Origin of the sequence: Microbacterium sufflavum, from assembly GCF_023091155.1 — a bacterium.
GTDB lineage: Bacteria > Actinomycetota > Actinomycetes > Actinomycetales > Microbacteriaceae > Microbacterium > Microbacterium sufflavum.
On sequence record NZ_JAHWXK010000003.1, the window covers coordinates 113,985 to 139,428 of the forward strand.

A 25,444-nucleotide genomic window follows, 5' to 3' on the forward strand; every position below is an offset into this window, starting at 1 on the left:
ATGTCGAACGCCATCGCCGAAGCCCCCGCGGAGACGACCGAAGACACCGGCATCCAGTCCTTCATCGTCACGTTCAACATCCGCCGGTTCGACCCCGAGGTCGACGCCGAGCCGCACTGGGTCGACTACGACGTGGAGCTCTACTCCACCGACCGCGTGCTCGACGCCCTCCACAAGATCAAGTGGGAGGTCGACGGTTCGCTCACGTTCCGCCGCTCCTGCGCCCACGGGATCTGCGGCTCCGACGCCATGCGCATCAACGGACGGAACCGCCTCGCCTGCAAGACGCTGATCAAGGACCTCGACATCTCGAAGCCCATCTACGTCGAGGCCATCAAGGGCCTGCCGCTGGAGAAGGACCTCGTCGTCGACATGGAGCCGTTCTTCGCGTCGTACCGCGAGGTGCAGCCGTTCCTCGTCGCGAACTCCGTGCCGGAGAAGGGCAAGGAGCGCCTGCAGACCATCGCCGACCGCGAGGTCTTCGACGACACCACCAAGTGCATCCTGTGCGCCGCGTGCACCTCCTCGTGCCCCGTGTTCTGGACCGACGGTCAGTACTTCGGCCCGGCGGCCATCGTCAACGCGCACCGCTTCATCTTCGACTCGCGCGACGACAACGCCGCCGTGCGCCTCGACATCCTCAACGACAAGGAGGGTGTGTGGCGGTGCCGCACGACCTTCAACTGCTCCGAGGCGTGCCCCCGCGGCATCGAGGTCACGAAGGCGATCGCAGAGGTCAAGCAGGCGGTCCTTCGCGGACGCCCCTGAGGCATCTCCTCCCCCGCGCGAAGGGCGGCTCCGACTGCGGAGCCGCCCTTCGCGCGTCTCGGAGGCGTCCCGGCGTGGGGCGCCTTGGATAGGGTGGGGTCGTGTCCGACCCCACTGGTGCCGCGACCGAGCCCGGTCGTCTCGATGCGGCGGTCGAGCGCGCGACCGCGCTGACGCAGCGCACCCTGGGACTGTTCCCGGTGCGGGTGTGGCGACACTTCCTGCAGCACAACGGCTTCCTGCTCGCCGCGGGCGTGAGCTATCAGGCGCTGTTCGCGATCTTCGCCGCTGTGTACCTGGCCTTCGCCATCGCCGGTCTCTGGCTGGGCGGCAGCGAAGATGCAGTCAACGGCCTCATCGACATCATCAACAACTACATCCCGAACCTGATCCTCGACCAGGGCGGCGTGTTCACACCGCAGCAGGTGCAGGAGATCGCCTCCAACACGACCGGCGTGCTCGGCGTCACCGGCCTCATCGCCCTGGGCACGGTGATCTGGACCGCGATCGGCTGGGTCACCTTCTCCCGCCGCGCCGTGCGAGACATCTTCGGGCTCGAGCCCGACCGCCGCAGCTACCTGCTGCTGAAGGCCCGCGATCTGCTCGCGGCCCTCATCTTCGGGGTGGCCCTGATCCTCGGGTCGGCCCTCAGCTCGGCCAGTGCGGCCGTGCTGCGCTGGCTCCTCACCCTCCTCGGGTGGGACTCCGGATCGGACGGGCTGAACCTCAGCATCCGGATCGGGACCGTGCTCGTGTCCTTCGTGCTCCTGACCGGGGCCCTGGCCGCGATGGTGCGATTCCTCACCGGGACCTCGCTGCACTGGGGAGTGATCTGGCCGGGCGCACTCCTCGGCGGTGCGGCCATGACCGTGCTGCAGTTCGGTGTCGGCTTCCTGCTGAGCTACACGCCGTCGAACCCTCTCCTGGCCACGTTCGCGATCTTCGTCGGACTGCTGCTGTGGTTCCGCGTGAACGGCGTCGTGATGCTCGTCGCGGCGTCGTGGATGGCGGTGACGGCACAGGACCGCGACCTGCCGCTCCTCGCCCAGACCGAGGCGGAGCGCCGCATCGACGAGCACCGGGCGCTGCTCGTCGCCGCGCGCATCCGAGCCCGAGACGCGCAGGCGGAGCGCGATGCCGCCCCCTGGTACCGCGTGTGGGCGACCGAGCGGGCGCTGCGCCGCGCACGGGAGGAAGTGACGCACCTCGAGGCCACTGCCCCGCCGCCGCTGCCGGCGGGTTCCCCGCTGGCACAGCGTCTGCTCACGGAGCTCAACCACCGCCAGGACCGCGGTGATGTCGGAGGCGCTCGTTAGGCTGGAGGAATGCCTCATCTGCGTATCGCCACGGTCAATGTCAACGGGATCCGAGCGGCGGCTCGCAACGGGATGAGCTCGTGGCTCGACGCGGCGGACATCGACATCCTCACCCTGCAGGAGGTCCGCGGCCAGGACGAGCACATCGAGGCCGCCCTCCCCGGATGGACCTTTGTGCACGACGAGGCAACGGCGAAGGGGCGCGCAGGCGTCGCGATCGCCAGCCGCCTCCCCGCCGTCGCTTCCCGCACCGACTTCGGGCCGGAGGACTTCGATTCGAAGGGTCGCTGGATCGAGGCCGACTACGTGATCGGCGACCGGCCGCTGACGGTGGTCAGCGCCTACGTACACTCGGGCGAGGCGGACACCCCGAAGCAGGACGAGAAGTGGAAGTTCCTCGACGCGTTCGAGGCCCGACTCGCGTCGCTGAACACCGACGGCGCCCTCGCCCTCGTCACGGGCGACCTCAACGTCGGCCACCGCGAGCTCGACATCAAGAACTGGCGCGGGAACCGCACCAAGGCCGGCTTCCTCCCGCGGGAACGCGCGTACTTCGACCGGTTCCTCGGCGAGGCGGGCACGTCGATCACGGGGACCGATGGCTCGGTCGGCACCGGCCTCGGCTGGGTCGATGTCGGGCGCCGCTTCCACGGTGAGGTCGACGGTCCGTACACGTGGTGGTCCATGCGCGGGAAGGCATTCGACAACGACTCCGGGTGGCGCATCGACTACCACCTCGCAACTCCCGCTCTCGCGGAACGGGTCGAGGCTTACCACGTCGCCAGGGCCGCCGCCTACGACCAGCGCTGGAGCGACCACGCACCGGTCGTCGTCGACTACTCGTACTGACGACGCCGAGCCGGCCGCGCAAGCGGTTGCGTCGTGCCGGGCCGCGCTCGCGCACAGAGTGCGTTACCCGGACACGGATCGCGCCGAGCCGGCCGCGCGGGCGGTCGTGCCGGGCTCGCTAGGAGCCGGGCTAAGAGCCGGGCTGCGCAGCCGCGTGCCGGTCCTGTTCGCGGTACCACCCGCGGTACTCCAAGACCGTCCCCAGCACCGGGTTCACCGCGCGCATGTCGATCGTGCGACGACGGTGCTCCTCGTCCCAGCCGTCCACGAGATCGACGTGCACGCCGAGGGGTCCGCGGAGCGCGACCCGTCGACCGCACAGACGCAGCGCGACCCGCACCGTGCTCATGCGGAGGAACCCCTCCGGTGTCACGGAGCACGCCTCGATCAGCTCGACCCGACCGCGCGAGCCGAGGAGGTTGCGCACCAGCCCAGGGCGGACGCTCACGGTCAGACGGTCGGCGATCTCCTGCGCACCGCGGGAGAAGCCGAACACGCGGACGGAGTCGAGCGTGGCACGCCCCGACGGAGACCGTCCGGACACCGTCATCAGCGTGAAGGGCACCGCGCGGCCCCGGGCGGTGACGAGCAGACGCGGGCCCACGACGGGACGGGCGAGCGCCGACCACCGACCGAAGCGGCTTCCCGCGATCGCGAACACCCCCTCCGCGTGACCGACGGCCGAGGGGCGACGGAACGAGGCGAGCAGTTCCGGGTGCAGTCGCTCCGCCTCCGCTCCGAGGGAGTCGAGGAAGACCTGGCCTCGTGCGGGCGGGGGTGTCTCGGTCATGCCGCCAGCGTAGGCGACGGCCGCGCGGAGGGCCGCGCGACGGGCGCATAGGATTGACGGGTGAACAAGCCTCGTCTCTACTCCGGAATGCAGCCCTCCGCCGACTCCCTCCAGATCGGCAACTACATCGGCGCTCTCCTGCAGTGGCGAGAGCTGCAGAACTCGTACGACGCCTTCTTCTCCGTGGTCGACCTGCACGCCCTGACCGTGGCCCAGGAGCCGGCGGAGCTGCGGGAGAAGACGCGCCGGACGGCTGCGCAGTACATCGCAGCGGGTATCGAGCCCTCGCAGTCGACGCTGTACGTGCAGTCCCACGTGCGCGCACACGCCGAGCTGGCCTGGATCCTCAGCACGATCACCGGCTTCGGCGAGGCCGGTCGCATGACGCAGTTCAAGGACAAGTCCGCCCGGTACGGCGCTGACGCGACCAGCGTCGGACTCTTCACCTATCCAGTGCTCATGGCCGCGGACATCCTCCTCTACCAGACCGACGTCGTGCCGGTCGGCGACGACCAGAAGCAGCACGTCGAGCTCACGCGCGACCTCGCCGAGCGCTTCAACACGCGCTTCGGTCCCACCTTCACGGTGCCGATCCCCGTCATCCAGAAGGAGACGGCACGGATCTACGACCTGCAGAACCCGACCGCGAAGATGTCGAAGTCGGCGGAGAGCGACGCCGGCGTCTTGTGGATGCTCGACGACCCGGCCAAGTCGGCCAAGAAGATCATGCGGGCCGTGACCGACAACGAGGGCTCGGTGCGGTTCGACCGCGAGAACAAGCCCGGTGTCTCGAACCTGCTGACGATCTACGCAGCCCTCACCGGTCGGCAGATCGCCGCGATCGAGGACGAGTACGCGGGCCGTGGCTACGGAGACTTCAAGAAGGGCCTGGCAGAGGTCGTGGTGGCGGAGTTCGGGCCGGTGCGGGAGCGCGCGCTCGAGCTCCTCGACGACCCGGCCGAGCTCGACCGCATCCTCGCCGCGAACGCCGCCCGCGCGGACGCCGTCGCCGATGCGACGCTGTCCGACGTGTACGACCGCGTCGGACTGCTCCGGCGGGTCTGACGGCTGCGGTGCCCGGGGGCGAGGACGGCAGCGCCTCTAGGATGGGGGGCGTGACCGATCCCCAGCTGCCTCCTCCCCCCGGCGCACGCTCGATCCCCGACGGACCCCCGCCGGCACCCCCGGCATACGCCCCCGCGCCGTCCGCCGCCCCGGTCCCGCCCGCATACGATGCCGCCCCGGTCCCGCCCGCATACGATGCCGCCCCGGTCGCGCCCGCATACGATGCCGCACCGGTCCCGCCGTCGTACGCAGCCGCCCCGGTCCCGCCGTCGTACGGCGCTGCCCCGGTACCCCCGGCATACGCCACCGCCCCCGGCGCATACCCGACCGCGGCTCCGGTCGCACCCGCCGCCCCTCCCGGCGCCTACGCCGTGCCCGTGGGCGGCTACGCGGTGCCGTCCGGGGCCTACAGCGTGCCGGATGCGGCTCCGCAGCGCTCCGGCGTCCTGGGCTCGCTCGCCCTCGTCTTCTCCCTCGTCGCGGCCGTCGTGGCCCCGATCCTCGGCGGCATCAGCGCCTTCGAGATCGGCCGACGACTCCCCTACGGCGTCTCGAGCGGCAATGACCTGAGCGTCCTCAGCCCGGCGCGAGATCAGGTGCTGTGGGCGGAGCTGTCGTTCTGGACCGGGACGGTGTTCGGCGTCGCCGCGCTCGTCCTCGGCATCATCGCGATCCGCCGTCGGCAGGGTCGCGGTGCCGGGATCGCCGCGCTCGTGCTCGCCGTGCTCGGCGTCGTGATCTTCTCCGCCGTCGTGCTCGTCACGTTCGCCGTCGGTGGTGCCGCCGGATTCGCGGGCTCCCCCGCCTGAGCGCACGACCGCTCAGCGGGGCGCGTGGTGCTTCTGCTGCGCGGCCAGGAGCCCCTCGTCCACCAGCAGCTCGACCGCATCGGCGGCATCCGCGACGAGGAGCGGCAGGTTCGCCCGCTCGTCCTTCCCGAACGGGGACAGCACCCAATCGGCGGGGTCCTGACGCCCGGGCGGGCGCCCGATCCCCACGCGCACGCGCGGGAACTCGGGCGTCGTGAGCGCGCGCGCCACGTCGCGCACGCCGTTGTGTCCGCCGTGGCCGCCGCCCGTCTTCAGCTTCACCGTGTCGAACGGGATGTCGAGCTCGTCGTGCACCACGACCACGTGCTCCGGCGCGACGGAGTAGAACCGGGCCAGTGCGGCGACCGGTGTCCCCGAGACGTTCATGAAGGTGTTCGGCTTGGCGAGCACGAGCTTGTCCGCCCCCGGGCGCAGCCACGTCTCCACCACACGAGCACCGCCCTTGTGCTCACGGAACGTCTCGCCGCGCCTGCTCGCCAACTCGTCGACGACCAGCTGGCCGATGTTGTGGCGGGTCGCCTCGTACCGCGGACCCGGGTTGCCGAGTCCGACAACGAGCCAGGTGACTGCCATTCCTCGTCCTCTCTCGCGGGCGCCGCGCACCCGGTCAGGATACGACGGAGGGGACGCGATGCGATCGCGTCCCCTCCGTGGTGAAGCTGTCGGAGATCACTCCGCGGCGGCCTCCTCGGCGGCCTCGGCGGGAGCCTCGCCCTCGGCGGCCTCGACCTCGTCCTCGACCGGAGCGGCCGGAACGGCGATCGCGACGACCAGGACCTCGGGGTCGGTCAGCAGCGACGAGCCCTTGGGCAGGGTGACGTCGGCGGCCGTGATGTGCGCGCCCTCCTCGAGACCCTCGACCGACACCTCGATGTGCTCCGGGATGTGGGTGGCCTCGGCCTCGACCGACAGCGTGGTCGCGTCGAGGTTGACGATGGTGCCGGGAGCCGACTCGCCCGTGACGACGACGGGAACGTCGATCGCGACCTTCTCGCCCTTCTTCACGACCAGCAGGTCGATGTGCTCGATGATCTGGTGCACCGGGTCCTTCTGCACGTCCTTGACGAGCGCGAGCTGCGAGGTGCCCTCGATGTCGAGGTCGAGCAGCGCGTTCGCGCGACGCACGATCAGCGAGACCTGGTGGCCCGGGAGCGCGACGTGCACGGGCTCGGTGCCGTGGCCGTAGATGACGGCGGGGATCTTGCCGGCGGCGCGCAGACGACGGGCGAAGCCCTTGCCGAAGCTGTTGCGCAGCTCGGCGTGGACCGTGGTGTCTTCAGACATGGGTTCTCCTTCGGGGCACGCAGCGAAGGCGCCGCGCGGTGGTCTTGGAATTGTGAACTCGAACGCGGACGCGTGAGGAAAGCCACCGGGCTTGCTTCGCCGCGTCGATTACGGAGATCCGCGCACGCGCAGAAGCATCCCTCGCCGAGGTACGTGTCCATGGTACCGGATCACCCGATAGGCTGAGGACACCGTCCCTTCTGCAGAACTCGGAGTACCCCCATGCTCGACGGCGCCTTCCTCTCGCACGTCCTCCTCTGGCTCATCGGCGCCATGACGCTCTGCGCCGCGATCGGTACCGCGGGCGCGCTGTTCTCGCTCGGCCGCTCCGGCTACCGCAAGGACTGATCGCCCCTCCGACGCTCCTCGTCCCGCCACGCGGCGACGATGGCGTCGACCTCCCCGGCGGGGTTCCGCGTGGCCTCGACCCGCACCCCGCGCTCATCGCCCTCCAGCGGCTCCAGCGCCGCGAGCTGCGAGTCCAGCAGCGACGCCGGCATGAAGTGGTCCTCCCTCGCCCGCATCCGCGCGGCCAGCACCGCAGGATCGACGACGAGCTCCGCGAAGAACGCCTCCGGCGCCCCCGTCCTGATCGCCTCGCGGTAGCGACGCCGCAGCGCGGAGCAGGCGATCACGATCCGGTCGTGCGCGCGCAGCGTCTCGCCCACGACCCGCAACCACGGCAGGCGGTCCTCGTCGTCGAGCGGGACACCGGCAGCCATCTTGTCGACGCTGGTGAGCGGATGCAGATCGTCACCGTCGACGAACCGCGCGTCCAGCGCCTCCGCGAGGGCCCGGCCCACCGTCGACTTGCCCGAGCCGCTCGGCCCCATCACCACGATGCGGACGCTCATCGCCGCCCGGTTCAGTAGAACTCGACGGTGTCGACCACGGCGCGCAACTCGCGGCCGTCGAGCAGGCGGGTCGCGTTCTCCGCGAAGCGGCGGGCGATGCGCTCCTCCTCGCGGGAGCTGAGCGCCGCGGTGTGCGGACTCACGAGCACGCGCGGGTGCGACCACAGGGGCGAGCCCTCCGGCAGCGGCTCCTCCTCGAACACGTCCAGCCCGGCGAACCCCACGCGCCCGTCGTCCAGCGCCCGCAGCAGCGCGGCCTCGTCGATCACGCTCCCCCGGCCCACGTTGGTGACGATCACCCCGGGGCGCACCGCCCGCAGCACGTCGTCGCCGATCAGGTGCCGGGTCTGCGCGGTACCGGGCAGCGTGACCACGATCGCGTCGACCTCCGCGACCACCTCGCTCAGCGCATCCGGGGAGACGAGCCGCTCGACCCCCTCCACCGGACGGCCGGAACGGCTCGTGCCCCACACCCGCGCACCCAGCGCATCGAATCGGCGCGCGCACTCCGCTCCGATCCCGCCCAACCCGACGACGAGCACCGTCATCTCCTCGACCTGCCTCATCTCCCACCGCTCGGGCCAGCGACGGTCGCGCTGATCCTCCAGCAGACGCGGCAACCCCTTGGCACCGGCGAGCACGGCGAACACCGCGAACTCGGCGAGAGTGCCACCGTGCACGCCGGCGCTCGTGGTGAAGACGACCCGGTCCAGGTCGGCGCGACCGAGGTCCGCGGCGCGCACCGTGCTCCCGCCGCCCGCCGCCGTGGTCATGACCCAGCGCAGCCGCGGGTTCGCGGACACCGTGCGCGCCAGGGCGCGGGGATCGACGTCCGGGATCCCGAACAGCACGTCGGCGGAGTCGACCAGGGCGTCGAAGGCCTCCTGCTGCTGCGGCGTGCGCGTGAACCCGGGGTCGCCCGACCAGTCCGCGGGCCCGCGCATCGGCGGCACGAGCGACGGATCGCTCACCACCTCCAGGCGCGGCTCCAGCTCTTCGATGAGCCGGCACAGCTCCTCGGGCAGCGGCACCGCCACCACGGCGCGCACCTTCTTCTCGGACTCCGTCACGACGACTCCCTCTCTGCAGGCCTGCTCCGACCAGCGTAGAGGTCGAGGCGGGCCGCACCGCCGCGGCCTCACGGGGAAACGATCGCGCGCCGACCGACCGCACAGCGATACGCTGAACACAACCCTTCTTCACGATCGAGGAGCCCTCTGTGCCCGAAGCATCAGCGAACATCGGAGTCGTCGGACTCGCCGTCATGGGGTCGAACCTCGCCCGCAACCTCGCCAGCCGCGAGGGCAACACCGTGGCGATCTTCAACCGCAGCTACGAGAAGACCGAGACCCTCCTCGAGGAGCATCCGGAAGCCGGCTTCATCCCCGCCCGGACGTACCAGGAGTTCGCCGATGCGCTGCAGAAGCCGCGCACGGCCATCATCATGGTCAAGGCGGGTGCCCCGACCGACGCGGTGATCGATTCGCTGGTCGAGGTGTTCGAGCCGGGCGACATCATCGTCGACGGCGGCAACGCGTACTTCCCCGACACCATCCGCCGCGAGAAGGCCGTGCGGGAGACGGGCATCAACTTCGTCGGCGCCGGCATCTCCGGCGGCGAAGAGGGTGCGCTCACCGGTCCCTCGATCATGCCCGGCGGCTCCGACGAGTCGTGGGTCACGCTCGGCCCGATCCTCAAGTCCATCGCGGCGGTCGCCGAGGGCGAACCGTGCGTCACGCACGTGGGTCACGACGGTGCCGGCCACTTCGTCAAGATGGTGCACAACGGCATCGAGTACGCCGACATGCAGCTGATCGCCGAGGCCTACGACCTCATCCGTCGCGGCACCGGCAAGTCGCCCGCCGAGATCGCCGAGATCTTCGCGGAGTGGAACCGCGGCGAGCTCGAGTCGTACCTGATCGAGATCACCGCCGAGGTGCTCCGTCAGGTGGATGCGGAGACCGGCAAGCCCCTCGTCGATGTGATCCTCGACCAGGCCGGCGCCAAGGGCACCGGCGCCTGGACCGTGCAGACCGCGCTGTCGCTCGGCGTCCCGGTCTCCGGCATCGCCGAGGCGACCTTCGCCCGCTCGCTCTCCTCGCACCCCGAGCAGCGCGCCGTCGCCGCGTCGCTTCCCGGACCCGACGAGGAGTTCACCGTGCCGGCCGATCAGGTCGATGCGTTCATCGAGGACGTGCGCCTGGCGCTCTACGCGTCGAAGATCGTCGCGTACTCGCAGGGCTTCGACGAGATCCGCGCGGGGGCCGCCGAGTACGGCTGGAACATCGACCTCGGCGCGATCTCCAAGATCTGGCGCGGCGGCTGCATCATCCGGGCGCAGTTCCTGAACCGGATCGCGGACGCCTACGCCGAGACGCCCGACCTTCCCGTGCTGATGACGGCGCCGTACTTCGCCGAGGCGCTGACCCGCGCCCAGTCCGCCTGGCGCCGCGTCGTGGTGACGGCCGCGCAGTCGGGCATCCCCGCCCCGGCGTTCTCGTCGTCGCTGTCGTACTACGACGGCATCCGCGCCGACCGCCTCCCCGCCGCGCTCGTGCAGGGTCAGCGCGACTTCTTCGGCGCCCACACCTACAAGCGCATCGACAAGGACGGCACGTTCCACACGCTGTGGTCGGGCGACCGCACCGAGATCGAGGCCGAGGACACGCACTGACGCCTCCGTGCGACGAGGGCCCGGGAACCGCATGGTTCCCGGGCCCTCGTGCGTCGTCGCTCAGACGCTGATGTTGTGGTTGCGGCGGAACAGGTTCTGCGGGTCCCACTGCCGCTTGACCTCGAGGAGCCGGGCGAACGCCTCTTCGGCATACATGCCGGCGACCGTCTCGGAGTGCTCCGTGTCGACGAAGTTGCTGTACTCGGCGAGGCGCCCCGCGGCGATCCGCTGGACCTCGACGGCAGCGCGCTCGCGCGCGGCGTCGTCGAGCAGTCCGGGGATGTCGAAGGCGGCCGCCATCACGAACCAGGTCGCGGAACGGGCGGGGAACGCGGTCGCCTCCTGGGGCACGTCGGCGAAGGCGCCGCCGAGCGAGCGCAGGAACACGACCGACGCCGGATAGGCGCTCCGGAAGGCGATCAGGCGGTCGATCAGCTCATCATCGAGGTCGGACATGAGCCCGTTGGCCGCGATGAACCCGGGAGGAGCGGGGGCCTCCTCCCCCTCGGGCTGCGGCATCTCCAGCAGGATGTCGCGGTAGGCCGGCGTACTGACCTCACTGTGCACGCCATCGAGCGCGGCGATCGGGGCGAGGGCGGCCTGCAGCGCCTCGGGCTCGGGGCCGGCCCAGACCGCGGTGAGCCTGGCGCCCGCTGGAGCACTCGGGTCCATGGGCGGCACGTCCATGAACGTGACGGTGAGCTCGCGCGGGGCATCGCGCATCAGGTCGCGTGTCGCCCGGAGGACGTCGGTGGCATCACCGTCGACGACGTTCTCGGCCAGCGCGATGCCCGGGAGCCGGTGCGCCTCGAAGTCGAAGCGGGTGACGATGCCGAAGTTGCCGCCACCGCCCCGCAGCGCCCAGAACAGGTCGGGGTGCTCGTCGGCGGAGGTCTCGATCACGTCGCCGGTCGCGGTCACGACCTGCGCGCCGACCAGCTGGTCGACCGCGAGGCCCCAGGCGCGGACCATCCAGCCGATGCCGCCGCCGAGGGTGAGACCGCCCACGCCGACGCTCGCGGTGTCGCCCGAGCTGAGCGCGAGGCCGTGGTTCGCGAGCTCCGCGGACACGTGGCCCCAGACGGCGCCGCCGCCGATGCGGACCCTGGTGCCCTCGACCTCGACGGAGGACAGGGCGCCGAGCTCGATGCGGATGCCGGGTGCGGGGGCGTGCGACCAGGGGCCGTGCCCGCCGGAGACGACGGTCAGCGGGACGGGTTCCCGTGCGGCGCGACGGACGAGGTCGGCGACCTCGGAGACGGTGGAGGGACGGTGGACGATGGGGGAAGGATGCTCGACGCTGTCGGTCATGAGCACACGGTAGACCCGGGCGCAGACATTCGGGAGGGCTGTTCCCAGAGAACACATAGCGGCCTCCATAGAAATCGCATAGGAGATTCCGCAGAATAGACGCTATGACCAGCGACCTGCCCGAACTGCGCCGCCCCGACGGCTCCCCTCTGCGCATCCTCGCCGTGGACGACGAGCAGATGCTCACCGACCTGCTCGCCATGGCCCTGCGGATGGAGGGGTGGGAGGTGCGCACCGCGTCGTCCGGCCTCGAGGCCATCCAGGTGGCCAAGGAGTTCGAGCCGGACGCGCTCGTGCTCGACATCATGATGCCCGACCTCGACGGGATGTCCGTGCTCAAGCGGCTCCGCGATGCGGGCAACCTCGTGCCCGTGCTGTTCCTCACGGCCAAGGACGCCGTCGGCGACCGCGTGGCGGGCCTCACCGCCGGCGGCGACGACTACGTGACCAAGCCGTTCAGCCTCGAAGAGGTGATCGCCCGCCTGCGCGCGATCATCCGCCGCACCGGTCACGCGACCGCAGACGACGGGCAGTCCATCCTCCGCGTGGCCGACCTCACGCTCAACGAGGACAGCCACGAGGTCGTGCGCGACGGCACCGAGATCGAACTGACCGCGACCGAGTTCGAGCTGCTGCGCTACCTGATGCGCAACGAGCGCCGCGTGCTGTCGAAGGCGCAGATCCTCGACCGGGTGTGGAGCTACGACTTCGGCGGGAAGTCGTCGGTGGTCGAGCTGTACATCTCCTACCTGCGCAAGAAGATCGACGCCGGACGCACTCCTCTGCTGCACACGGTGCGCGGCGTCGGCTACATGATCAAGGCCCCGCAGTGAGCGTCGCGACGATGACGCGACGCCCCATGAGCCTGCAGACGCGGCTCATGACGGCCGTGATCGGCTTCGTGTCGCTCATCCTCGTCATCGTCGCCATCATCACCAGCGCTACCCTCGGCAGCACGCTCGAACAGCAGCTCGACGACAAGGTCAAGGGCTACGCCGTCACGATCCGCGATCAGGTCGTCGAGCGGGTCGCGCCGTCCGATGCGACCGTCGAGAACATCCTCTACCGCATCGACCCCGTGCCGGGGCTGCTGCTCTCGGTGGGAAGCCCCGTCGCCGGTGCCACGGGCGTCGCGTTCCACGACAACCGCGCCGAGCTCAGCAACCGGTCGACCACCCTCACCTCCGAGCAGCTGCGACAGCTGTACGGCACGGTCGCCCTCGGCACCCAGGGCACCATCACGTTCGACGGGCTCGGCTCGTACCGCGTCTTCGCGACCACCGCGAGCAACGGCGTCGTCGTGGTCACCGGACTCCCCCGCGACGAGATCCAGAACCAGCTCACGCAGCTGCTCACCGTGATCGTGCTCGCGACCGTGGGCGGCCTGATCCTCCTCGCCCTCACCACCGCGGTGACCATCCGGGTGAGCCTTCGTCCGCTGCGCGCGGTCGCCGCGACCGCCACCCGGGTCGCGAACCAGCAGCTCGACCGCGGCGAGGTCAGCATCACCGAGCGCGTGCCGCCCGCCGAGGCCGATCCGCGCACGGAGACCGGGCTGGTGGGCGCGGCGCTCAACAAGCTGCTCGACCACGTGGACGTCTCCCTCGCCGCTCGACAGAAGAACGAGGAGCGCATGCGGCAGTTCGTCGCCGACGCGAGCCACGAGCTGCGCACCCCGCTCGCCTCGATCCGCGGCTACTCCGAGCTCTCCCTGCGCGCGCTCCGTCAGGCGGACGCCGCGACCGACCCCGCCAAGGCCCCCGAGGCGATCGAGGGCACCACGTCGTCGCTCGAGCGCATCCAGGCGCAGTCGCTGCGCATGACCAGGCTCGTGGAGGACCTGCTGCTGCTCGCCCGTCTCGACGAGGGCCGCGAGCTCGTCTACAGCAACGTCGACCTCGCGCAGCTCGCGCTGGAGGGCCTCTCCGACGCGCGGCCGACCGCACCCGAGCACCACTGGAGCATCGAGGTCCCGGACGAGCCGGTGCTGATCCTGGGCGATGCCGGGCGCATGCACCAGGTGGTGGCGAACCTGCTCGCGAACGCCAGGGCACACACCCCGGCGGGGACCACGGTGACGCTCAGCGTCGCCAGGGAGGGCGACGACGCCGTGCTCCGCGTGCACGACGACGGGCCGGGCATCGACCCCGCGATCCGCGACGAGCTCTTCGCCCGCTTCGCCCGCGGTGACACCTCGCGCGCCCGTCAGACCGGCGGCACCGGGCTCGGCCTCGCGATCGTGAAGGCCATCGTCGAGGGGCACGGGGGCGTGATCGACGTGACCAGCGAGCCGGGTGACACCACCTTCACGGTGCGGATCCCGTCCGCGCCCGCTCCGGCCCCCGCTCAGTAACCCGCGAACGCGTCGGTCGTGAGGCTGCGCGCCCTCTGCAGCGCCGGCGCGAGGTCGGCGATCAGCCGCGGCGGTCCGGAGATGAACGCGTGCCGCTCGGCCAGGTCGGGCACGGCCTGCTCGAGCGACTCCGCACCCAGGCGCGCGCCCCGCGCCCAGGACCAGTGCGCGGGAAGCCCGGTGGGCTCGTCGCGCGTGAACACCACCGTCCGCACGCCGGTCGCCTCCAGCTCCTCCCGGAACGCGAGCTCCGCGGCCTCCGCGGCGACGTAGACCAGCACCACGTCGCGCTGCTGACCCGTGGCCCGCAGCTGCCGCAACTGCGACACGACCGGCGTCACGCCGATGCCCGCCGCGACCATGAGCACGGGCTGCTCGCCGCGCGGCAGGACGAAGTCGCCCCACGTGCCGGTGACCGCGAACGTCGCCCCCGGCTCCGCGGCCGCCAGCGCGCGCTTGTAGCTGGACGGGTGCTTCTGGTCGCCGTTCTTGTACGCGATGCGCAGAGTCGGCAGGTCGGCCGGTGCCGAGACGATGCTGAACTCCCGTCGAGTGCCCCGCGCGTCGGGACGGCGGTGCGGCACGTCCAGCTCGAGGTACTGGCCGGCGAGGAACCGGACCCGCCCCTTCGCGCGGAACGTGAGCTCCTGCGCGGTCGGGGTGACGAAGGTGCGACGCTCCAGCACGAGCCGCACCGAGCCGCGCACCGCGAACGCGAAGGCGAGCAGGTTGCCGATCAGCAGCGCCCGCTCCTGGCCGAGCGTGAACAGCCCGGCCACCGAGATCGGCCAGCCGGCGAGCACACCGACCAGGACCGCGACCGCGAGCTGCTGTCGCCGTCGCGGCGGGAGCGTGAGCGGCTCGGACAGCATGAACGCGCCGAGGAACAGGAACGGCGACTGCAGCACCGCGAACGACAGCGCCGTGACGAGGTCGAACGGGATGTCGAACTGCGCCGCCTGCACGGCCTGGCGCACCAGGGACGTGGCCACCGCGGCCACGAGGAAGAGCGACACGACCCGGATCTTCTCGGTGCGCCAGAGCACGGCGACCCCGAGCAGCACCACCGGCACGGCGAGTACCGGAGTGCCGACCCACCACGACGACGAGGTACCCAGCCACGCGAAGGCTCCGAACGCGCCGAGGATCGAGACGACCGCCGCACCGAAGGCCGCCGGGTTGAAGATGTGGCGGCCGCGCCAGGCGATCACGTACTTCGACACGCTCGCCACGGCGCCCGCGATCGCGAGCCCGAGCAGGGCCGCGGGCTCCGCACCGGGACGCAACACGAACAGCAGGATGAGCGCGGTCACCAGCGACGACTCGATCCGCCACGGCAGCCGGAGGATGCGCTGCGCCGCCGCGTCCACCGCCGAGATCACGGCCGCGAGCACCGCGAACGACACCACGAGCTCGACGGGCGTCGGCGACACGATCACCCCGAACAGCGACAGGACGAGGGCGATCGCGGCGAGGGCGATGAGGGCGAAGAGCACCAGGCGGTACATCGACAGCGCGCCCAGCACGGCGAGGACGCGCTGGCGTGCAGCGGCGAATGTCGTGATCACGGTTCCACTCTTCCCTAGTCAGCGGCCGCCCGGCCAGGCCCGCCCACCGTGAACAGCTCGGCCGGACAGCCCGGCGACCACTGCAGGCGCCCATCGGTGGTCATGCGCACCCACTCCACGCCCCAGGCCAGGGCGAGCGCCGGGCCCCCGTCGAAGAACAGCGCGGTGGCCACGGCGTCGGCGATCATCGCGTCGGGCGCCAGCGCCCAGGTCGCCGCCCAGGTGCGCACGGGCACCCCGGTGCGGGCGTCCAGCACGTGATGCAGCCCGTCTCCCCACGCGCGGCGGTTCACGGCCGAGGCGCACAGCGCGCCGTCACGCACCTCGACCACGCCCACGGCCTTCCGCGGGTCGTACGGATGCTCCAGGGCGACGCGCTCACCGGAGCCGCGGACCCGGAGGTCACCGCCCGCGTCGACCACGACGTCGTCCGGCACCTCCGCCAGTTCCGTCATCACCAGGTCCACCAGGCGACCCTTGCCGAGCGCGCCGACGTCGAGCAGGGCCGGAGCCGACGCGGTCACCCCGGTCGAGGTCCACGAGACCCGCTCCGTCCAGTCCGCGGGCGCGGCGAGCGGGTCCCGCGGCACGAGCGAGTACTCCCGGTCGTAGCCCAGGGCGGCGAGACTGTCGGCGACGAGAGGGTTGACGGCCCCGTCGGTCGCCGTGGTCAGCGCGCGATACGCGTCGAGCATGGGCGCCGCGTCGGCGGAGGCCAGCGTCCCGCCCTCGCGCCCGAGCCGCGAGACCTCCGAGTCGGCCCGGAACCGCGACCAGGCGCGGTCGAACCTCTCGATCACCGCCGACACGGCGGATCGGACGGGCTCCGGGAGCGGCGATGACGTCTCGATCTCCCAGTGCGTGCCGATCGCCTCGAAACGCCAACCCGCCATGACGAGGCCCCGCGCCTAGGAGGCGGCCTGCTCCTTGATCGACTCGACCGCGTCGTTGAAGCCGCCGCTGGTGAGCGACGACCCCGCGACGCGGCTCACGTTCAGCTCGTCGATGGGCTTGCCCACGACCTCGTCCGCGATGCCGTCGATGAACTGGCCCTGATACTGCTCGGTCTCGGGTGCCTTCGGGTCGCCCGTCACCTCGACGTCGGTCACGACGCCGTCCGCGAGCGTGAGAGTGACCGAGATCTGCTCGACCGTCTCCGGGGTCTGGTACGACCCCTCGGCGGTGTAGGTGCCGTCGTTGTAGGAGCCCGCGGCGTCGCCCCCGCCGGACGACGAGCTCGAACCCGTCGGCGCCGTCGAAGCGTTCGACGAGTCGGCGGCGTCGGGGGTGCCCGCGCACCCCGCGAGCACGACCAGGCCGGCGACCCCGAGAAGCGCGGAACCGGTGCGGACGGACGTGGGTACGGTCGTGCGGATCATGGGGGCCTCCGTGGGTCGGGGTCTGTCGATCCTTCGACGGTAGGGACCGCGCCTATGCTCCGGCTGTGCTGTGCCGATGCGTCAGGCGTCGCCGCCGAACATGCTCGTCACGGAGCCGTCCTCGAACACCTCGTGGATCGCCCTGGCCAGCAGGGGGGCGATCGGCAGGATCGTGAGGTTGCCCCAGCGGCGCGACGCCGACAGCGGGATCGTGTCCGTCACGACGACCTCATCGATCGAGGCGTCCTGCAACCGCTCCGAGGCGGGGTCGCTGAAGATCGCGTGGGTCGCGGCCACGATCACACGGTGCGCGCCGTTGGCCTTGAGCGCCTGAGCGGCCTTCACGATCGTGCCACCGGTGTCGATCATGTCGTCGACCAGGAGGCACGTGCGCCCCTCGACGGCGCCGACGATCTCGTGCACCGACACCTGGTTGGCGACCTTCGGGTCGCGGCGCTTGTGGATGATCGCCAGCGGCGCACCGAGGCTGTCCGACCACGTGTCGGCGACGCGGACGCGGCCCATGTCGGGCGAGACGACCGTGAGGATCTCGCGGTCGTCCGGGCTCAGCGTGCGCTCGAAGTGGTCGAGCAGCACCGGCTTGGCGAAGAGATGGTCGACCGGGCCGTCGAAGAAGCCCTGGATCTGCGCCGCGTGCAGGTCGACGCTCATGACGCGGTCGGCGCCGGCCGTCTTGAGCAGGTCGGCGACCAGGCGGGCGCTGATCGGCTCACGGCCGCGGCCCTTCTTGTCCTGGCGCGAATACGGATAGTAGGGGGCGACGACGGTGATGCGCTTGGCCGACGCGCGCTTGGCGGCGTCGATCATGATGAGCGTCTCCATGAGCCACTCGTTCACCGGTTCACCGAAGGTCTGGATGAGGAAGAGGTCGACGCCGCGGATCGAGACCTCGAAGCGGGCGTAGATCTCCCCCGACGCGAACGTGCGGTGCTCCACCGGCGCGATCTCGGTGCCCAGGGCCTCGGCGACGGCCGCTGTCAGCTCGGGGTGGGAGCGCCCGCCCGCGACGACGAGCCGCTTCTTGGTCTTCGCGATGATCCCGGGGGCCACCCCGTTGTCGCGATCCAGGTCGACCGTCTTCTTCTTCCGGGCCATGCTCCGCCTATTCCGCCGTGTTCTCCCGGGCCGCGGCGTCCGCCGCCCCCGTGCCTGCTCTGTTCTTCTCGACCCACCCCTCGACGTTGCGCTGGGGGGCCACGCTCATGGCCAGGGCACCGGCGGGGACGTCCTTGCGGACGACGGCGCCGGCACCGGTCTTCGCACCAGCACCCAGCCTAACGGGCGCGACCAGGACCGTGTGCGAGCCGGTGTGGACCTCGTCGCCGATCTCGGTGCGGTGCTTGTTCACGTCGTCGTAGTTGGCGGTGATGGTGCTCGCGCCCAGGTTGACCCCGCGGCCGATCGTCGCATCCCCCACGTAGGAGAGGTGCGGCACCTTGCTGCCCTCGCCGATCTCGGCGTTCTTCGTCTCGACGTACGCGCCGATCTTGCCCTTGGCGCCCAGCACGGTGCCGGGACGGAGGAAGGAGAAGGGCCCGACGGTCGCCTCGGCGCCGATCACGGCGAGCGTGGCGTCGGTGCGCCGCACCACCGCGTCCTCCCCCACCTCGCAGGTCACGAGCGTCGTGTCGGGACCGATCGTGGCGCCCGCGGCGACGGTGGTCGCGCGCAGGATCTGCGTGTTCGGCAGGAGCGTCACGTCGGGCGCCAGGGTGACGTCGTCGTCGATCCACGTGGTCGCCGGATCGATCACCGTGATGCCCTCGAGCTGCCAGCGGCGCACGATGCGGGCGTTCAAGCGGCGGCCGACCTCGGCGAGCTGCGCACGGTCGTTCACCCCGAACGTGACCTCGACGTCGTCGACGACCGAGGCGGCCACGCGGTCGCCGTCACGGCGCAGCAGCCCGGGCACATCGGTCAGGTACATCTCGCCCTGCGCGTTGTCGACGCCCACCTGCGGCAGGTACGTGCGCAGCGTCGCGGCACGGAACACGTACATGCCGGCGTTGATCTCGGTGACCGCGGCCTCCTCGGCCGTCGCGTCCTTCTGCTCGACGATGCGGTCGACACCGCCGTCCGCGTCGCGGATCACCCGGCCGTAGCCGGTGGGGTCGTCGACCAGGGCCGTCATGAGGGTGGCCGCCGCACCGGAGGCGCGGTGCTCCTCCAGGAACGCGGTGAGCGTCTCGGCGTCCGCGAGCGGGCAGTCGCCCGAGAGCACGAGCACATCGCCGTCGAAGTCGCCGGGCAGCGCATCGACCGCGACCTGCACGGCCCGCCCCGTGCCCGGCACGTCGTCCTGGTCGACGAACACCGCATCGGGGTAGTCCTCCGCGAGCGCGGCCACCACCTGGTCGCGCTCGTGACGCACGACGACCTCGATGTGCGCGGCCTGCAGCCGACGCGCCGTGGTGAGCACGTGCCCGACGAGCGGTCGGCCGCCGATGGGGTGCAGCACCTTGGGCAGCCGCGACTTCATGCGGGTGCCCTGACCTGCGGCGAGGACGACGATGGCGAGATTGTTCCCAGTCATGCTCCGCCGCCAGGACTCGAACCTAGACCTCACAGCTCCAAAGGCTGTCGTGCTGCCATTACACCACGGCGGACCGCGGCCCCCGCGTGGGCACCGCCCGACAAGTCTGCCACGTCCCCGCTCGTGTTCCGATGCACGCCCGGGTGGCCGACATCGCGACGAAACACGGCTCTGCGATGCTGGGGCCATGAGCGACGTCGTCATCACCCGCATCGCCTCCGCCACGCCGGACCTCGCGGCGTTCGTGTCCGCGCATCACGCCGAGATGCAGGGCACCGCGCCACCCGAGAGCCAGCACGCCCTGCCCATCGACGGACTCCTCGCACCGCACGTGCGCCTGTTCGCCGCCACCCTGGACGACCGCATCGTCGGCACGGGCGCCCTCGCCACGGTCGACCAGGGGCACGAGGAGCTCAAGTCGATGCGCACCGACCCCGCACTGCGCGGCCGCGGCATCGGACGCACCCTGGTGCGGTTCCTCCTCGACGACGCCACCGCTCGCGGGGTGCGCCGGGTGTCGCTGGAGACCGGGCGCGACGACTTCTTCCTGCCCGCGGTCGCGATGTACACCCGCGCGGGCTTCCGCGAGTGCGCGGCGTTCGGCCGTTACCGGCCGGATCCGCACAGCGTGTTCCTGACCCGGGAGCTGCCCGCCCGCGGGTCGGCGGACGACGGGGCGCACGCGATAATGAACGCATGAGCGAGGTGGATGAGGTCGACCGGATCGTCGGCGCGTGGAACACGCAGCGGCCCGACCTCGACTTCTCCCCGCTCGAGGTGCTGTCGCGGATGGACCGGCTGTCGCGTCACCTCGACCGCGCCCGCCGCGAGGTGTTCCGCCGCAGCGACCTCGAGTCGTGGGAGTGGGACGTGCTGTCGGCGCTGCGCCGCGCCGGCGCCCCCTTCCAGCTCTCCCCGAAGCAGCTGCTGCAGCAGACCCTCGTGTCCAGCGGCACCATGACCAACCGGATCGACCGGCTGGTCGGGCGGCGGCTGGTGCGCAGGGAGGCCGACCCCGGCGACGGCCGCAGCGTGCTGGTGACGCTCACCGACGACGGGCGTATCCGGGTGGACGCGGCGATCACCCGGCTGGTCGACGCGGAGGCCGAGCTGCTCAGGGCACTGTCGCGCGGCGACCGCGAACGGCTCGCCGGTCTGCTGCGCAAGCTCAGCCTGAGCTTCGACGCCTGACGCCGCTCACGCGTGCGCGGCGGATGTCGGCGGCCCGGGGCAGGATAGCCACGGATCACGACAAAGGAGCGGCATGCGCATCGCAGTGGCAGGCGGGACAGGACGGATCGGGCGGCTCGTGGTGGAGGAGGCGCGACGGCGAGGCCATGACGCGATCTCCCTCAGCCGCGGCGAAGGGGTGGATCTGACGACGGGCGAGGGTCTCGCGGCGCGGCTCGACCGGGTCGACGCCGTGATCGACGCGACCAATCCCCCGGTGTCCGACGTGGCGGAGGCCGAGCGCGTGTTCGCGACGGTGACGCGCACCCTCCTGGTCGCCGGAGCCGCCGCCGGGGTCGCCCACCACGTGGCCCTGTCGATCGCCGCGCTCGATCGGGTGCAGGGCAACCCGCACTACTTCGGCAAGCGGGCCCAGGAGCGCGAGGTCGCCCGCGGCGCCGTGCCCTTCACGATCGTGCGCGCGACGCAGTTCCAGGACTTCCCCGCCATGATCGCCGAGTGGTCGATCGTCGACGGCGAGGGCGTCGTCCCCCCGCTGCTGCTGCAGCCGATCGCCCCGGCGGACGTGGCGGTCGCCCTCGTCGAGGCGGCCGCCGCCCCCGCGCTGGGCGGATCCTTCGACATCGCCGGGCCCCGCACCGAAGACGCCGTCGACATGGCCAGGCGCACCCTCGCCGCCCGCGGACGAGAGCTTCCGCTGCGCGCCTCGTGGCGCGGTGCGGCTCTGGGCGTCGAGTTCGCGGGCGAGGTGCTGCTCCCCGCCGAGGGAGCCCGGCTCGCCCCCACCACCTTCGACGACTGGATCGCCGCCGGGGCGGACTGAGCCGAGCCGACCGGCGCCGTCGCCTAGGGTGGAGGGGTCCCGCCCCTCCTGCCGAAGGCCGAACAATGGGCATGCCCTCCCCGCTCCCCGTGCGCGACGGCGTCGGCGCCACGCGGTTGCACGTTCCGCTGACCGGGGATTGGCCGACGATCGCGGACTACATGGTCGAGCGGTTCTTCCACCTCGACCCCGAGCGGCTGCTCGTGCGGTTCGACCGCGGCGAGATCGTCGCCCGCGACGGACGACCGCTCAGCCGGGAGACGCCGCTGGGCGCCGAGGAGTTCGTCTGGTACTACCGGGAGCCGCCCGTCGAGAAGGAGATCCCCTTCACCGAGGAGATCCTGCACGAGGACGACCACCTCGTCGTGATCGACAAGCCGCACTTCCTGCCCACCACCCCGGGCGGGAAGTACCTGCAGAACTCCGCTCTCGTGCGGCTGCGCAACCGGCTCGGCAACCCGGAGCTCACGCCGATCCACCGCCTCGACCGCGCGACCGCCGGGCTGCTGATGTTCTCCGTCCGCCCCGCCACCCGCGGCGCCTACCAGCTGCTGTTCGAGGATCGACGGGTCGAGAAGGTGTACGAGGCCGTATCGGCGCGGCCCGCCGGCTGGGATCCCTCCCGCTTCCCGCTGGTGTACCGCACCCACATCGAGAAGCACCGCGGAGAGGTGCGCGTGCAGGTCGACGACACCCGGGAGCCCAACTCGGAGACGCTCATCGACGTGATCGACGCCGACGACCGCGTGGTGCACACCCTGCTGCGCCCGCACAGCGGCAAGATGCACCAGTTGCGCGTGCACCTGGCCGCGCTCGGGCTCGGCATCCTGCACGACGGCTTCTACCCGGAGCTGCTGCCCGAGCAGCCCGACGACTTCTCCCGGCCCCTGCAGCTCCTGGCGCGGGAACTGCGGTTCCTCGACCCGCTCACCGGTGAGGAGCGCGTGTTCACCACCCGCCGGAGCCTGCAGGCTGCCCCGGCGCGCTGACCCGCGCCCCACCGGGGGTCAGCGTCGCATGATCCTCCGGGCGAGCCGCGTTCCCAGCAGCTGCACCAGGTGCACGAACACCACGATAAGGATGATGGCGGCCCACATCACGATCGGCTCGAACTGCCGGAAACCGTAGATCTGCGCGAACGCACCCAGGCCGCCGCCGCCGATCAGACCGGCCATCGCGGTCATGTCGATGAGCGCGACCACGATGAACGTATAGCCGAGGATCAGCGGTCCGAGGGACTCCGGGATCGCGACCGTGAACAGGATGCGCCACGGCCCCGCCCCCATCGCCCGCGCCGCCTCGATCACGCCGGGCGACACCGACACGAGGTGCTGCTCCACGATGCGGCCGATCGCGAACGCCGCCGCGAGCCCGATGATGAACGCGCCCGCCGTGGTGCCGATGCCCGACCCCACCACGAGCCGCGCGAACGGCTGCGCGACGGCCATGAAGATCACGAACGGGATGGGTCGGAAGAAGTTGACCCCCAGGTTGACGAGCACCGAGACGACCCGGTTCTGCAGGAGTCCACCGGGGCGCGTGATGTAGAGGATGATGCCGATCGCAAGACCGAGGATCCCGCCGAGCACGAGCGCGAACGACGCCATGTACAGCGTCTCCAGTGCGGCCGACCAGAACTCGGGCCACAGTTCGTTCAGACGATCCATCAGCGGGCCTCCTCTGCGGCGATCACGGTCACGTCCACGCGCTCACCGATCGTGGTGAGCGCCCTGTCGATCGCGGAGGAGTCTCCGCGGATCGCGAGCGTCAGGTGCCCGAACGCCCTGCCCCGGATGTCGTTGATGCCGCCGTACACGAGCTCGAAGTCGAGTCCGGCGGCCGCGAGGTCGAGGAACACCTGCGCCTGCGACGAGTCGCCGTCGCGGAACGAGAACGTGACGAGACGCCCGCGATGCCGCTCGCGCAGCACGGCGAGCTCGGACGGCGACGGCACGCCCTTCACGACCGTGCCGACGAAGCGCTGCGACGCCGGGTTCTGCGGCGCCGAGAACACGTCGAACACGTCGCCGCGCTCGATCACGCGACCGTTCTCCATCACGGCGACCTTGGTCGCGATCGTCTGGATGACGTCCATCTCGTGGGTGATGACCACGATGGTGACGCCCTGCTCCTCGTTGACCCGCTTGAGCAGGTCGAGGACCTCGTGCGTGGTCTGCGGGTCGAGGGCGCTGGTGGCCTCGTCGGCGAGCAGGATCGCGGGCTTGGTGGCCAGGGCCCGGGCGATGCCGACGCGCTGCTTCTGGCCGCCGGACAGCTGCTCGGGGTAGGCCTTCGCCTTGTCGGACAGCCCCACGAACGACAGCAGCTCGGTCACCCGCGCCTCGATGTCGGGCTTCGACCAGCCGGCCAGCGTCAGCGGGTAGGCCACGTTCGACCGCACGGTGCGCGAGGAAAACAGGTTGAACTGCTGGAAGATCATGCCGATGCCGCCGCGCACGCGGCGCAGTTCGCGTTCGCCGAGCGTGGTGAGATCGACTCCGTCGACCGTGATGGTGCCGCTCGTCGCCGGCTCCAGGGCGTTGATCAGGCGCACCAGCGTCGACTTGCCGGCGCCGGAGTAGCCGATGATGCCGTACACGTCGCCCTGGTCGATGTCGAGGGTCACGTCGTCGACGGCGACGACCTCCGGTTCACCGTGACTGCGGGAGGGGTAGGTCTTGGACACGTTCGTCAGGGAGACGATCGGCATGTGCTGCTCCGGTCTGGGTCTCGGGAAACGGAGAATCGGGCGACGCGAGAGGCGCCACCCGATTCTCCCTCATGGGGTGGGGGTGCCCCGCACCCCCACTGCGTCACTTCTTCGCGTCGGCGTTCTTCTGGACCTTCTCCAGCGAGGCCACGAGGTCCTTCACCGGGGTCTGCAGCGCCACCGCCGTGCCACCGGAGGACTCGAGGAGTCCCGCCTGCACGTCCTCGTTCGTCTGGAAGATCTCGACCAGCTTGTTGTAGGTCTCGTTGTCGGCATCCTCCGCGCGGGCCGCGAAGATGTTCACGTACGGCAGGGCGCTCGGGTCCTCGGGGTCGTCCTGCGCGATCGCGTCGTCGAACGTGAGCCCGGCGTCCTCCACGAAGTCGTTGTTGATGATCGCAGCGGCGACATCGGGCAGTGAGGTGGGGATGAGCGCCGCCTCCAGCGCCTTCACCTGCACCTTCGACTTCTCGGTGTCGACGTCGGCGAGGTCGGAGTAGGGCGTGCCGCCGCTCTTCAGCTCGACGAGGCCGGCCTGCTGCAGCACGTTCAGCGCGCGGGCCTGGTTCGACGCGTCGTCCGGCACGGCGACGGTCTCGCCCTTGGGGATGTCGTCCACGTCGTCGTACTTCTTCGAGTACAGGCCGAGCGGGTAGATCGCGGTGGAGCCGATCGGCGTGAGGTCGGAGCCCGAGGCGTTGTTGTACTCGGCGAGGTACACGATGTGCTGGAACTGGTTGAGGTCGATCTCGCCCTCCGTCAGCGCGGGGTTCGGCTGCTCGTAGGAGCCGAAGTCGACCAGCTCGACCGTGATGCCCTCGTCGGCGGCAGCCTCGACGAAGGCGGGCCACTGCGCGTCGCCCTTGCCGACGACCCCGATCTTGACGGTCTCGTTCTCCGCGTCGCCGGAACCGGCGTCGGAGGAGGCCGTCGCGCATCCGGAGAGCGCGACGAATAGCGGGACCGCGGCGAGCGCGGCGAGGACGGTGGTGGTGCGGCGGGACATGATGAGGGGGTTCCTTCCTGGCGGGACCCGACTACGTTAGGCAGGTCGGGCGCAGGCGGCGGAATCGCGCCGTCACACGGCGTCACAGGTCCCGGCGGCGCCCGGGGCGGACCACCGGG

The 25,444-nt window shown here is 71.1% G+C and carries 27 protein-coding genes and 1 tRNA gene; 13 read left to right on the forward strand and 15 right to left on the reverse strand.

Features of this window, described 5'->3' with window-relative positions; all coding sequences use genetic code 11:
- The 3 genes from KZC56_RS16670 (at nt 1) to KZC56_RS16680 (ending at nt 2,933) form a co-directional block, all read left to right on the forward strand.
- On the forward strand, nt 1-768 hold the full coding sequence (locus KZC56_RS16670) for a succinate dehydrogenase iron-sulfur subunit (protein ID WP_136030386.1): 768 nt from the start codon (nt 1-3) through the stop codon (nt 766-768).
- A gap of 101 nt (nt 769-869) precedes the next feature.
- Nucleotides 870-2,084, forward strand: a complete 1,215-nt coding sequence (locus KZC56_RS16675) for a YihY/virulence factor BrkB family protein (protein ID WP_247639050.1) — start codon at nt 870-872, stop codon at nt 2,082-2,084.
- Nucleotides 2,085-2,093: 9 nt separating this feature from the next.
- Nucleotides 2,094-2,933 carry an exodeoxyribonuclease III gene (locus KZC56_RS16680; RefSeq protein ID WP_136030390.1) on the forward strand — a complete coding sequence of 280 codons (840 nt, stop codon included), beginning with the start codon at nt 2,094-2,096 and terminating at the stop codon, nt 2,931-2,933.
- A gap of 130 nt (nt 2,934-3,063) precedes the next feature.
- Here KZC56_RS16680 and KZC56_RS16685 read toward each other — a convergent pair whose 3' ends face one another.
- Nucleotides 3,064-3,723, reverse strand: a complete 660-nt coding sequence (locus KZC56_RS16685; protein ID WP_247639051.1) for a DUF4166 domain-containing protein — start codon at nt 3,721-3,723, stop codon at nt 3,064-3,066.
- 60 nt (nt 3,724-3,783) lie between these two features.
- Between KZC56_RS16685 and trpS the strand changes: the two genes are divergently transcribed.
- Nucleotides 3,784-4,788: a tryptophan--tRNA ligase gene (trpS, locus tag KZC56_RS16690; protein ID WP_136044440.1), complete on the forward strand. Its 1,005-nt coding sequence runs from the start codon at nt 3,784-3,786 to the stop codon at nt 4,786-4,788.
- A gap of 50 nt (nt 4,789-4,838) precedes the next feature.
- Nucleotides 4,839-5,597 (forward strand): hypothetical protein, encoded by a 759-nt coding sequence (locus tag KZC56_RS16695; protein ID WP_247639052.1) that lies wholly within the window; start codon nt 4,839-4,841, stop codon nt 5,595-5,597.
- Between the two features lie 12 nt (nt 5,598-5,609).
- Here the strand turns inward: KZC56_RS16695 and pth are convergent, their stop codons facing one another.
- Entirely contained in the window at nt 5,610-6,191 is a 582-nt protein-coding gene (pth, locus tag KZC56_RS16700; RefSeq protein WP_136036311.1) for an aminoacyl-tRNA hydrolase, read from the reverse strand.
- 96 nt (nt 6,192-6,287) lie between these two features.
- Nucleotides 6,288-6,902: a 50S ribosomal protein L25/general stress protein Ctc gene (locus KZC56_RS16705; RefSeq protein ID WP_247639053.1), complete on the reverse strand. Its 615-nt coding sequence runs from the start codon at nt 6,900-6,902 to the stop codon at nt 6,288-6,290.
- Between the two features lie 222 nt (nt 6,903-7,124).
- On the opposite strand from KZC56_RS16705, the gene KZC56_RS17725 reads away from it, so the two are divergent.
- A complete protein-coding gene (locus tag KZC56_RS17725; RefSeq protein WP_275090547.1) occupies nt 7,125-7,250 on the forward strand; it encodes a hypothetical protein in 126 nt (41 codons plus the stop codon).
- On the opposite strand, the gene KZC56_RS16710 is transcribed toward KZC56_RS17725, so the two are convergent.
- Complete coding sequence (locus tag KZC56_RS16710) at nt 7,235-7,756, reverse strand: gluconokinase (RefSeq protein WP_247639054.1); 522 nt, start codon at nt 7,754-7,756, stop codon at nt 7,235-7,237. The two genes, KZC56_RS17725 and KZC56_RS16710, sit on opposite strands and share 16 nt — an antisense overlap.
- A gap of 11 nt (nt 7,757-7,767) precedes the next feature.
- Complete coding sequence (locus tag KZC56_RS16715; protein ID WP_247639055.1) at nt 7,768-8,826, reverse strand: D-2-hydroxyacid dehydrogenase; 1,059 nt, start codon at nt 8,824-8,826, stop codon at nt 7,768-7,770.
- 149 nt (nt 8,827-8,975) lie between these two features.
- On the opposite strand from KZC56_RS16715, the gene gnd reads away from it, so the two are divergent.
- Entirely contained in the window at nt 8,976-10,430 is a 1,455-nt protein-coding gene (gene gnd / locus KZC56_RS16720; protein WP_136030406.1) for an NADP-dependent phosphogluconate dehydrogenase, read from the forward strand.
- Nucleotides 10,431-10,490: 60 nt separating this feature from the next.
- Here the strand turns inward: gnd and KZC56_RS16725 are convergent, their stop codons facing one another.
- On the reverse strand, nt 10,491-11,741 hold the full coding sequence (locus KZC56_RS16725; RefSeq protein ID WP_247639056.1) for an FAD-binding oxidoreductase: 1,251 nt from the start codon (nt 11,739-11,741) through the stop codon (nt 10,491-10,493).
- Nucleotides 11,742-11,845: 104 nt separating this feature from the next.
- Here KZC56_RS16725 and KZC56_RS16730 point away from each other — a divergent pair, with 104 nt between their 5' ends.
- Nucleotides 11,846-12,574 (forward strand): response regulator transcription factor, encoded by a 729-nt coding sequence (locus KZC56_RS16730; protein WP_136030408.1) that lies wholly within the window; start codon nt 11,846-11,848, stop codon nt 12,572-12,574.
- 11 nt (nt 12,575-12,585) lie between these two features.
- On the forward strand, nt 12,586-14,094 hold the full coding sequence (locus KZC56_RS16735) for a sensor histidine kinase (protein WP_240753228.1): 1,509 nt from the start codon (nt 12,586-12,588) through the stop codon (nt 14,092-14,094).
- On the opposite strand, the gene KZC56_RS16740 is transcribed toward KZC56_RS16735, so the two are convergent.
- The 6 genes from KZC56_RS16740 to KZC56_RS16765 all read right to left on the reverse strand — a co-directional run bounded on the left by KZC56_RS16740 (nt 14,088) and on the right by KZC56_RS16765 (nt 19,668).
- Nucleotides 14,088-15,662 carry an FAD-dependent oxidoreductase gene (locus KZC56_RS16740; RefSeq protein ID WP_247639057.1) on the reverse strand — a complete coding sequence of 525 codons (1,575 nt, stop codon included), beginning with the start codon at nt 15,660-15,662 and terminating at the stop codon, nt 14,088-14,090. The two genes, KZC56_RS16735 and KZC56_RS16740, sit on opposite strands and share 7 nt — an antisense overlap.
- Nucleotides 15,663-15,676: 14 nt before the next feature.
- A complete protein-coding gene (locus tag KZC56_RS16745) occupies nt 15,677-16,555 on the reverse strand; it encodes an FAD:protein FMN transferase (RefSeq protein WP_206253094.1) in 879 nt (292 codons plus the stop codon).
- A 15-nt stretch (nt 16,556-16,570) separates the two neighbouring features.
- On the reverse strand, nt 16,571-17,041 hold the full coding sequence (locus tag KZC56_RS16750) for an FMN-binding protein (protein ID WP_136036315.1): 471 nt from the start codon (nt 17,039-17,041) through the stop codon (nt 16,571-16,573).
- 81 nt (nt 17,042-17,122) lie between these two features.
- Nucleotides 17,123-18,157: a ribose-phosphate diphosphokinase gene (locus tag KZC56_RS16755; protein WP_247639058.1), complete on the reverse strand. Its 1,035-nt coding sequence runs from the start codon at nt 18,155-18,157 to the stop codon at nt 17,123-17,125.
- A gap of 7 nt (nt 18,158-18,164) precedes the next feature.
- Nucleotides 18,165-19,595 carry a bifunctional UDP-N-acetylglucosamine diphosphorylase/glucosamine-1-phosphate N-acetyltransferase GlmU gene (glmU, locus tag KZC56_RS16760; RefSeq protein WP_247639059.1) on the reverse strand — a complete coding sequence of 477 codons (1,431 nt, stop codon included), beginning with the start codon at nt 19,593-19,595 and terminating at the stop codon, nt 18,165-18,167.
- Between the two features lies 1 nt (nt 19,596).
- Nucleotides 19,597-19,668: transfer RNA gene (locus tag KZC56_RS16765), tRNA-Gln, on the reverse strand.
- A 114-nt stretch (nt 19,669-19,782) separates the two neighbouring features.
- Between KZC56_RS16765 and KZC56_RS16770 the strand changes: the two genes are divergently transcribed.
- From KZC56_RS16770 to KZC56_RS16785, 4 genes are all read left to right on the forward strand, one after another.
- A complete protein-coding gene (locus KZC56_RS16770; RefSeq protein ID WP_247639060.1) occupies nt 19,783-20,295 on the forward strand; it encodes a GNAT family N-acetyltransferase in 513 nt (170 codons plus the stop codon).
- Nucleotides 20,292-20,786, forward strand: a complete 495-nt coding sequence (locus KZC56_RS16775) for a MarR family winged helix-turn-helix transcriptional regulator (RefSeq protein ID WP_136030425.1) — start codon at nt 20,292-20,294, stop codon at nt 20,784-20,786. The genes KZC56_RS16770 and KZC56_RS16775 overlap by 4 nt, the downstream gene beginning before the upstream one ends.
- Before the next feature lie 73 nt (nt 20,787-20,859).
- Entirely contained in the window at nt 20,860-21,609 is a 750-nt protein-coding gene (locus KZC56_RS16780) for an SDR family oxidoreductase (protein WP_247639061.1), read from the forward strand.
- Nucleotides 21,610-21,674: 65 nt separating this feature from the next.
- Nucleotides 21,675-22,598, forward strand: a complete 924-nt coding sequence (locus KZC56_RS16785) for a pseudouridine synthase (RefSeq protein WP_136045699.1) — start codon at nt 21,675-21,677, stop codon at nt 22,596-22,598.
- An 18-nt stretch (nt 22,599-22,616) separates the two neighbouring features.
- Here the strand turns inward: KZC56_RS16785 and KZC56_RS16790 are convergent, their stop codons facing one another.
- The 3 genes from KZC56_RS16790 to KZC56_RS16800 all read right to left on the reverse strand — a co-directional run bounded on the left by KZC56_RS16790 (nt 22,617) and on the right by KZC56_RS16800 (nt 25,325).
- Nucleotides 22,617-23,276, reverse strand: a complete 660-nt coding sequence (locus KZC56_RS16790; RefSeq protein WP_136030431.1) for a methionine ABC transporter permease — start codon at nt 23,274-23,276, stop codon at nt 22,617-22,619.
- Nucleotides 23,276-24,319 carry a methionine ABC transporter ATP-binding protein gene (locus KZC56_RS16795; protein ID WP_136030433.1) on the reverse strand — a complete coding sequence of 348 codons (1,044 nt, stop codon included), beginning with the start codon at nt 24,317-24,319 and terminating at the stop codon, nt 23,276-23,278. The genes KZC56_RS16790 and KZC56_RS16795 overlap by 1 nt, the downstream gene beginning before the upstream one ends.
- 103 nt (nt 24,320-24,422) lie before the next feature.
- On the reverse strand, nt 24,423-25,325 hold the full coding sequence (locus KZC56_RS16800) for a MetQ/NlpA family ABC transporter substrate-binding protein (protein WP_247639062.1): 903 nt from the start codon (nt 25,323-25,325) through the stop codon (nt 24,423-24,425).
- Between the last annotated feature and the right edge of the window lie 119 nt (nt 25,326-25,444).

Bases quoted from the DNA above. Each gene is read 5' to 3' on its own strand.
- KZC56_RS16705 (WP_247639053.1), bottom strand. From the start codon at position 6,902: ATGTCTGAAGACACCACGGTCCACGCCGAGCTGCGCAACAGCTTCGGC.
- KZC56_RS16780 (WP_247639061.1), top strand. From the start codon at position 20,860: ATGCGCATCGCAGTGGCAGGCGGGACAGGACGGATCGGGCGGCTCGTG.
- KZC56_RS16775 (WP_136030425.1), top strand. From the start codon at position 20,292: ATGAGCGAGGTGGATGAGGTCGACCGGATCGTCGGCGCGTGGAACACG.
- KZC56_RS16750 (WP_136036315.1), bottom strand. From the start codon at position 17,041: ATGATCCGCACGACCGTACCCACGTCCGTCCGCACCGGTTCCGCGCTT.
- KZC56_RS16800 (WP_247639062.1), bottom strand. From the start codon at position 25,325: ATGTCCCGCCGCACCACCACCGTCCTCGCCGCGCTCGCCGCGGTCCCG.
- KZC56_RS16770 (WP_247639060.1), top strand. From the start codon at position 19,783: ATGAGCGACGTCGTCATCACCCGCATCGCCTCCGCCACGCCGGACCTC.
- KZC56_RS16710 (WP_247639054.1), bottom strand. From the start codon at position 7,756: ATGAGCGTCCGCATCGTGGTGATGGGGCCGAGCGGCTCGGGCAAGTCG.
- KZC56_RS16745 (WP_206253094.1), bottom strand. From the start codon at position 16,555: ATGGCGGGTTGGCGTTTCGAGGCGATCGGCACGCACTGGGAGATCGAG.
- KZC56_RS16785 (WP_136045699.1), top strand. From the start codon at position 21,675: ATGGGCATGCCCTCCCCGCTCCCCGTGCGCGACGGCGTCGGCGCCACG.
- KZC56_RS16755 (WP_247639058.1), bottom strand. From the start codon at position 18,157: ATGGCCCGGAAGAAGAAGACGGTCGACCTGGATCGCGACAACGGGGTG.
- KZC56_RS16730 (WP_136030408.1), top strand. From the start codon at position 11,846: ATGACCAGCGACCTGCCCGAACTGCGCCGCCCCGACGGCTCCCCTCTG.
- glmU (WP_247639059.1), bottom strand. From the start codon at position 19,595: ATGACTGGGAACAATCTCGCCATCGTCGTCCTCGCCGCAGGTCAGGGC.
- KZC56_RS16725 (WP_247639056.1), bottom strand. From the start codon at position 11,741: ATGACCGACAGCGTCGAGCATCCTTCCCCCATCGTCCACCGTCCCTCC.
- KZC56_RS16670 (WP_136030386.1), top strand. From the start codon at position 1: ATGTCGAACGCCATCGCCGAAGCCCCCGCGGAGACGACCGAAGACACC.
- KZC56_RS16680 (WP_136030390.1), top strand. From the start codon at position 2,094: ATGCCTCATCTGCGTATCGCCACGGTCAATGTCAACGGGATCCGAGCG.
- KZC56_RS16735 (WP_240753228.1), top strand. From the start codon at position 12,586: ATGACGCGACGCCCCATGAGCCTGCAGACGCGGCTCATGACGGCCGTG.
- KZC56_RS16790 (WP_136030431.1), bottom strand. From the start codon at position 23,276: ATGGATCGTCTGAACGAACTGTGGCCCGAGTTCTGGTCGGCCGCACTG.
- KZC56_RS16795 (WP_136030433.1), bottom strand. From the start codon at position 24,319: ATGCCGATCGTCTCCCTGACGAACGTGTCCAAGACCTACCCCTCCCGC.
- KZC56_RS17725 (WP_275090547.1), top strand. From the start codon at position 7,125: ATGCTCGACGGCGCCTTCCTCTCGCACGTCCTCCTCTGGCTCATCGGC.
- pth (WP_136036311.1), bottom strand. From the start codon at position 6,191: ATGGCAGTCACCTGGCTCGTTGTCGGACTCGGCAACCCGGGTCCGCGG.
- KZC56_RS16685 (WP_247639051.1), bottom strand. From the start codon at position 3,723: ATGACCGAGACACCCCCGCCCGCACGAGGCCAGGTCTTCCTCGACTCC.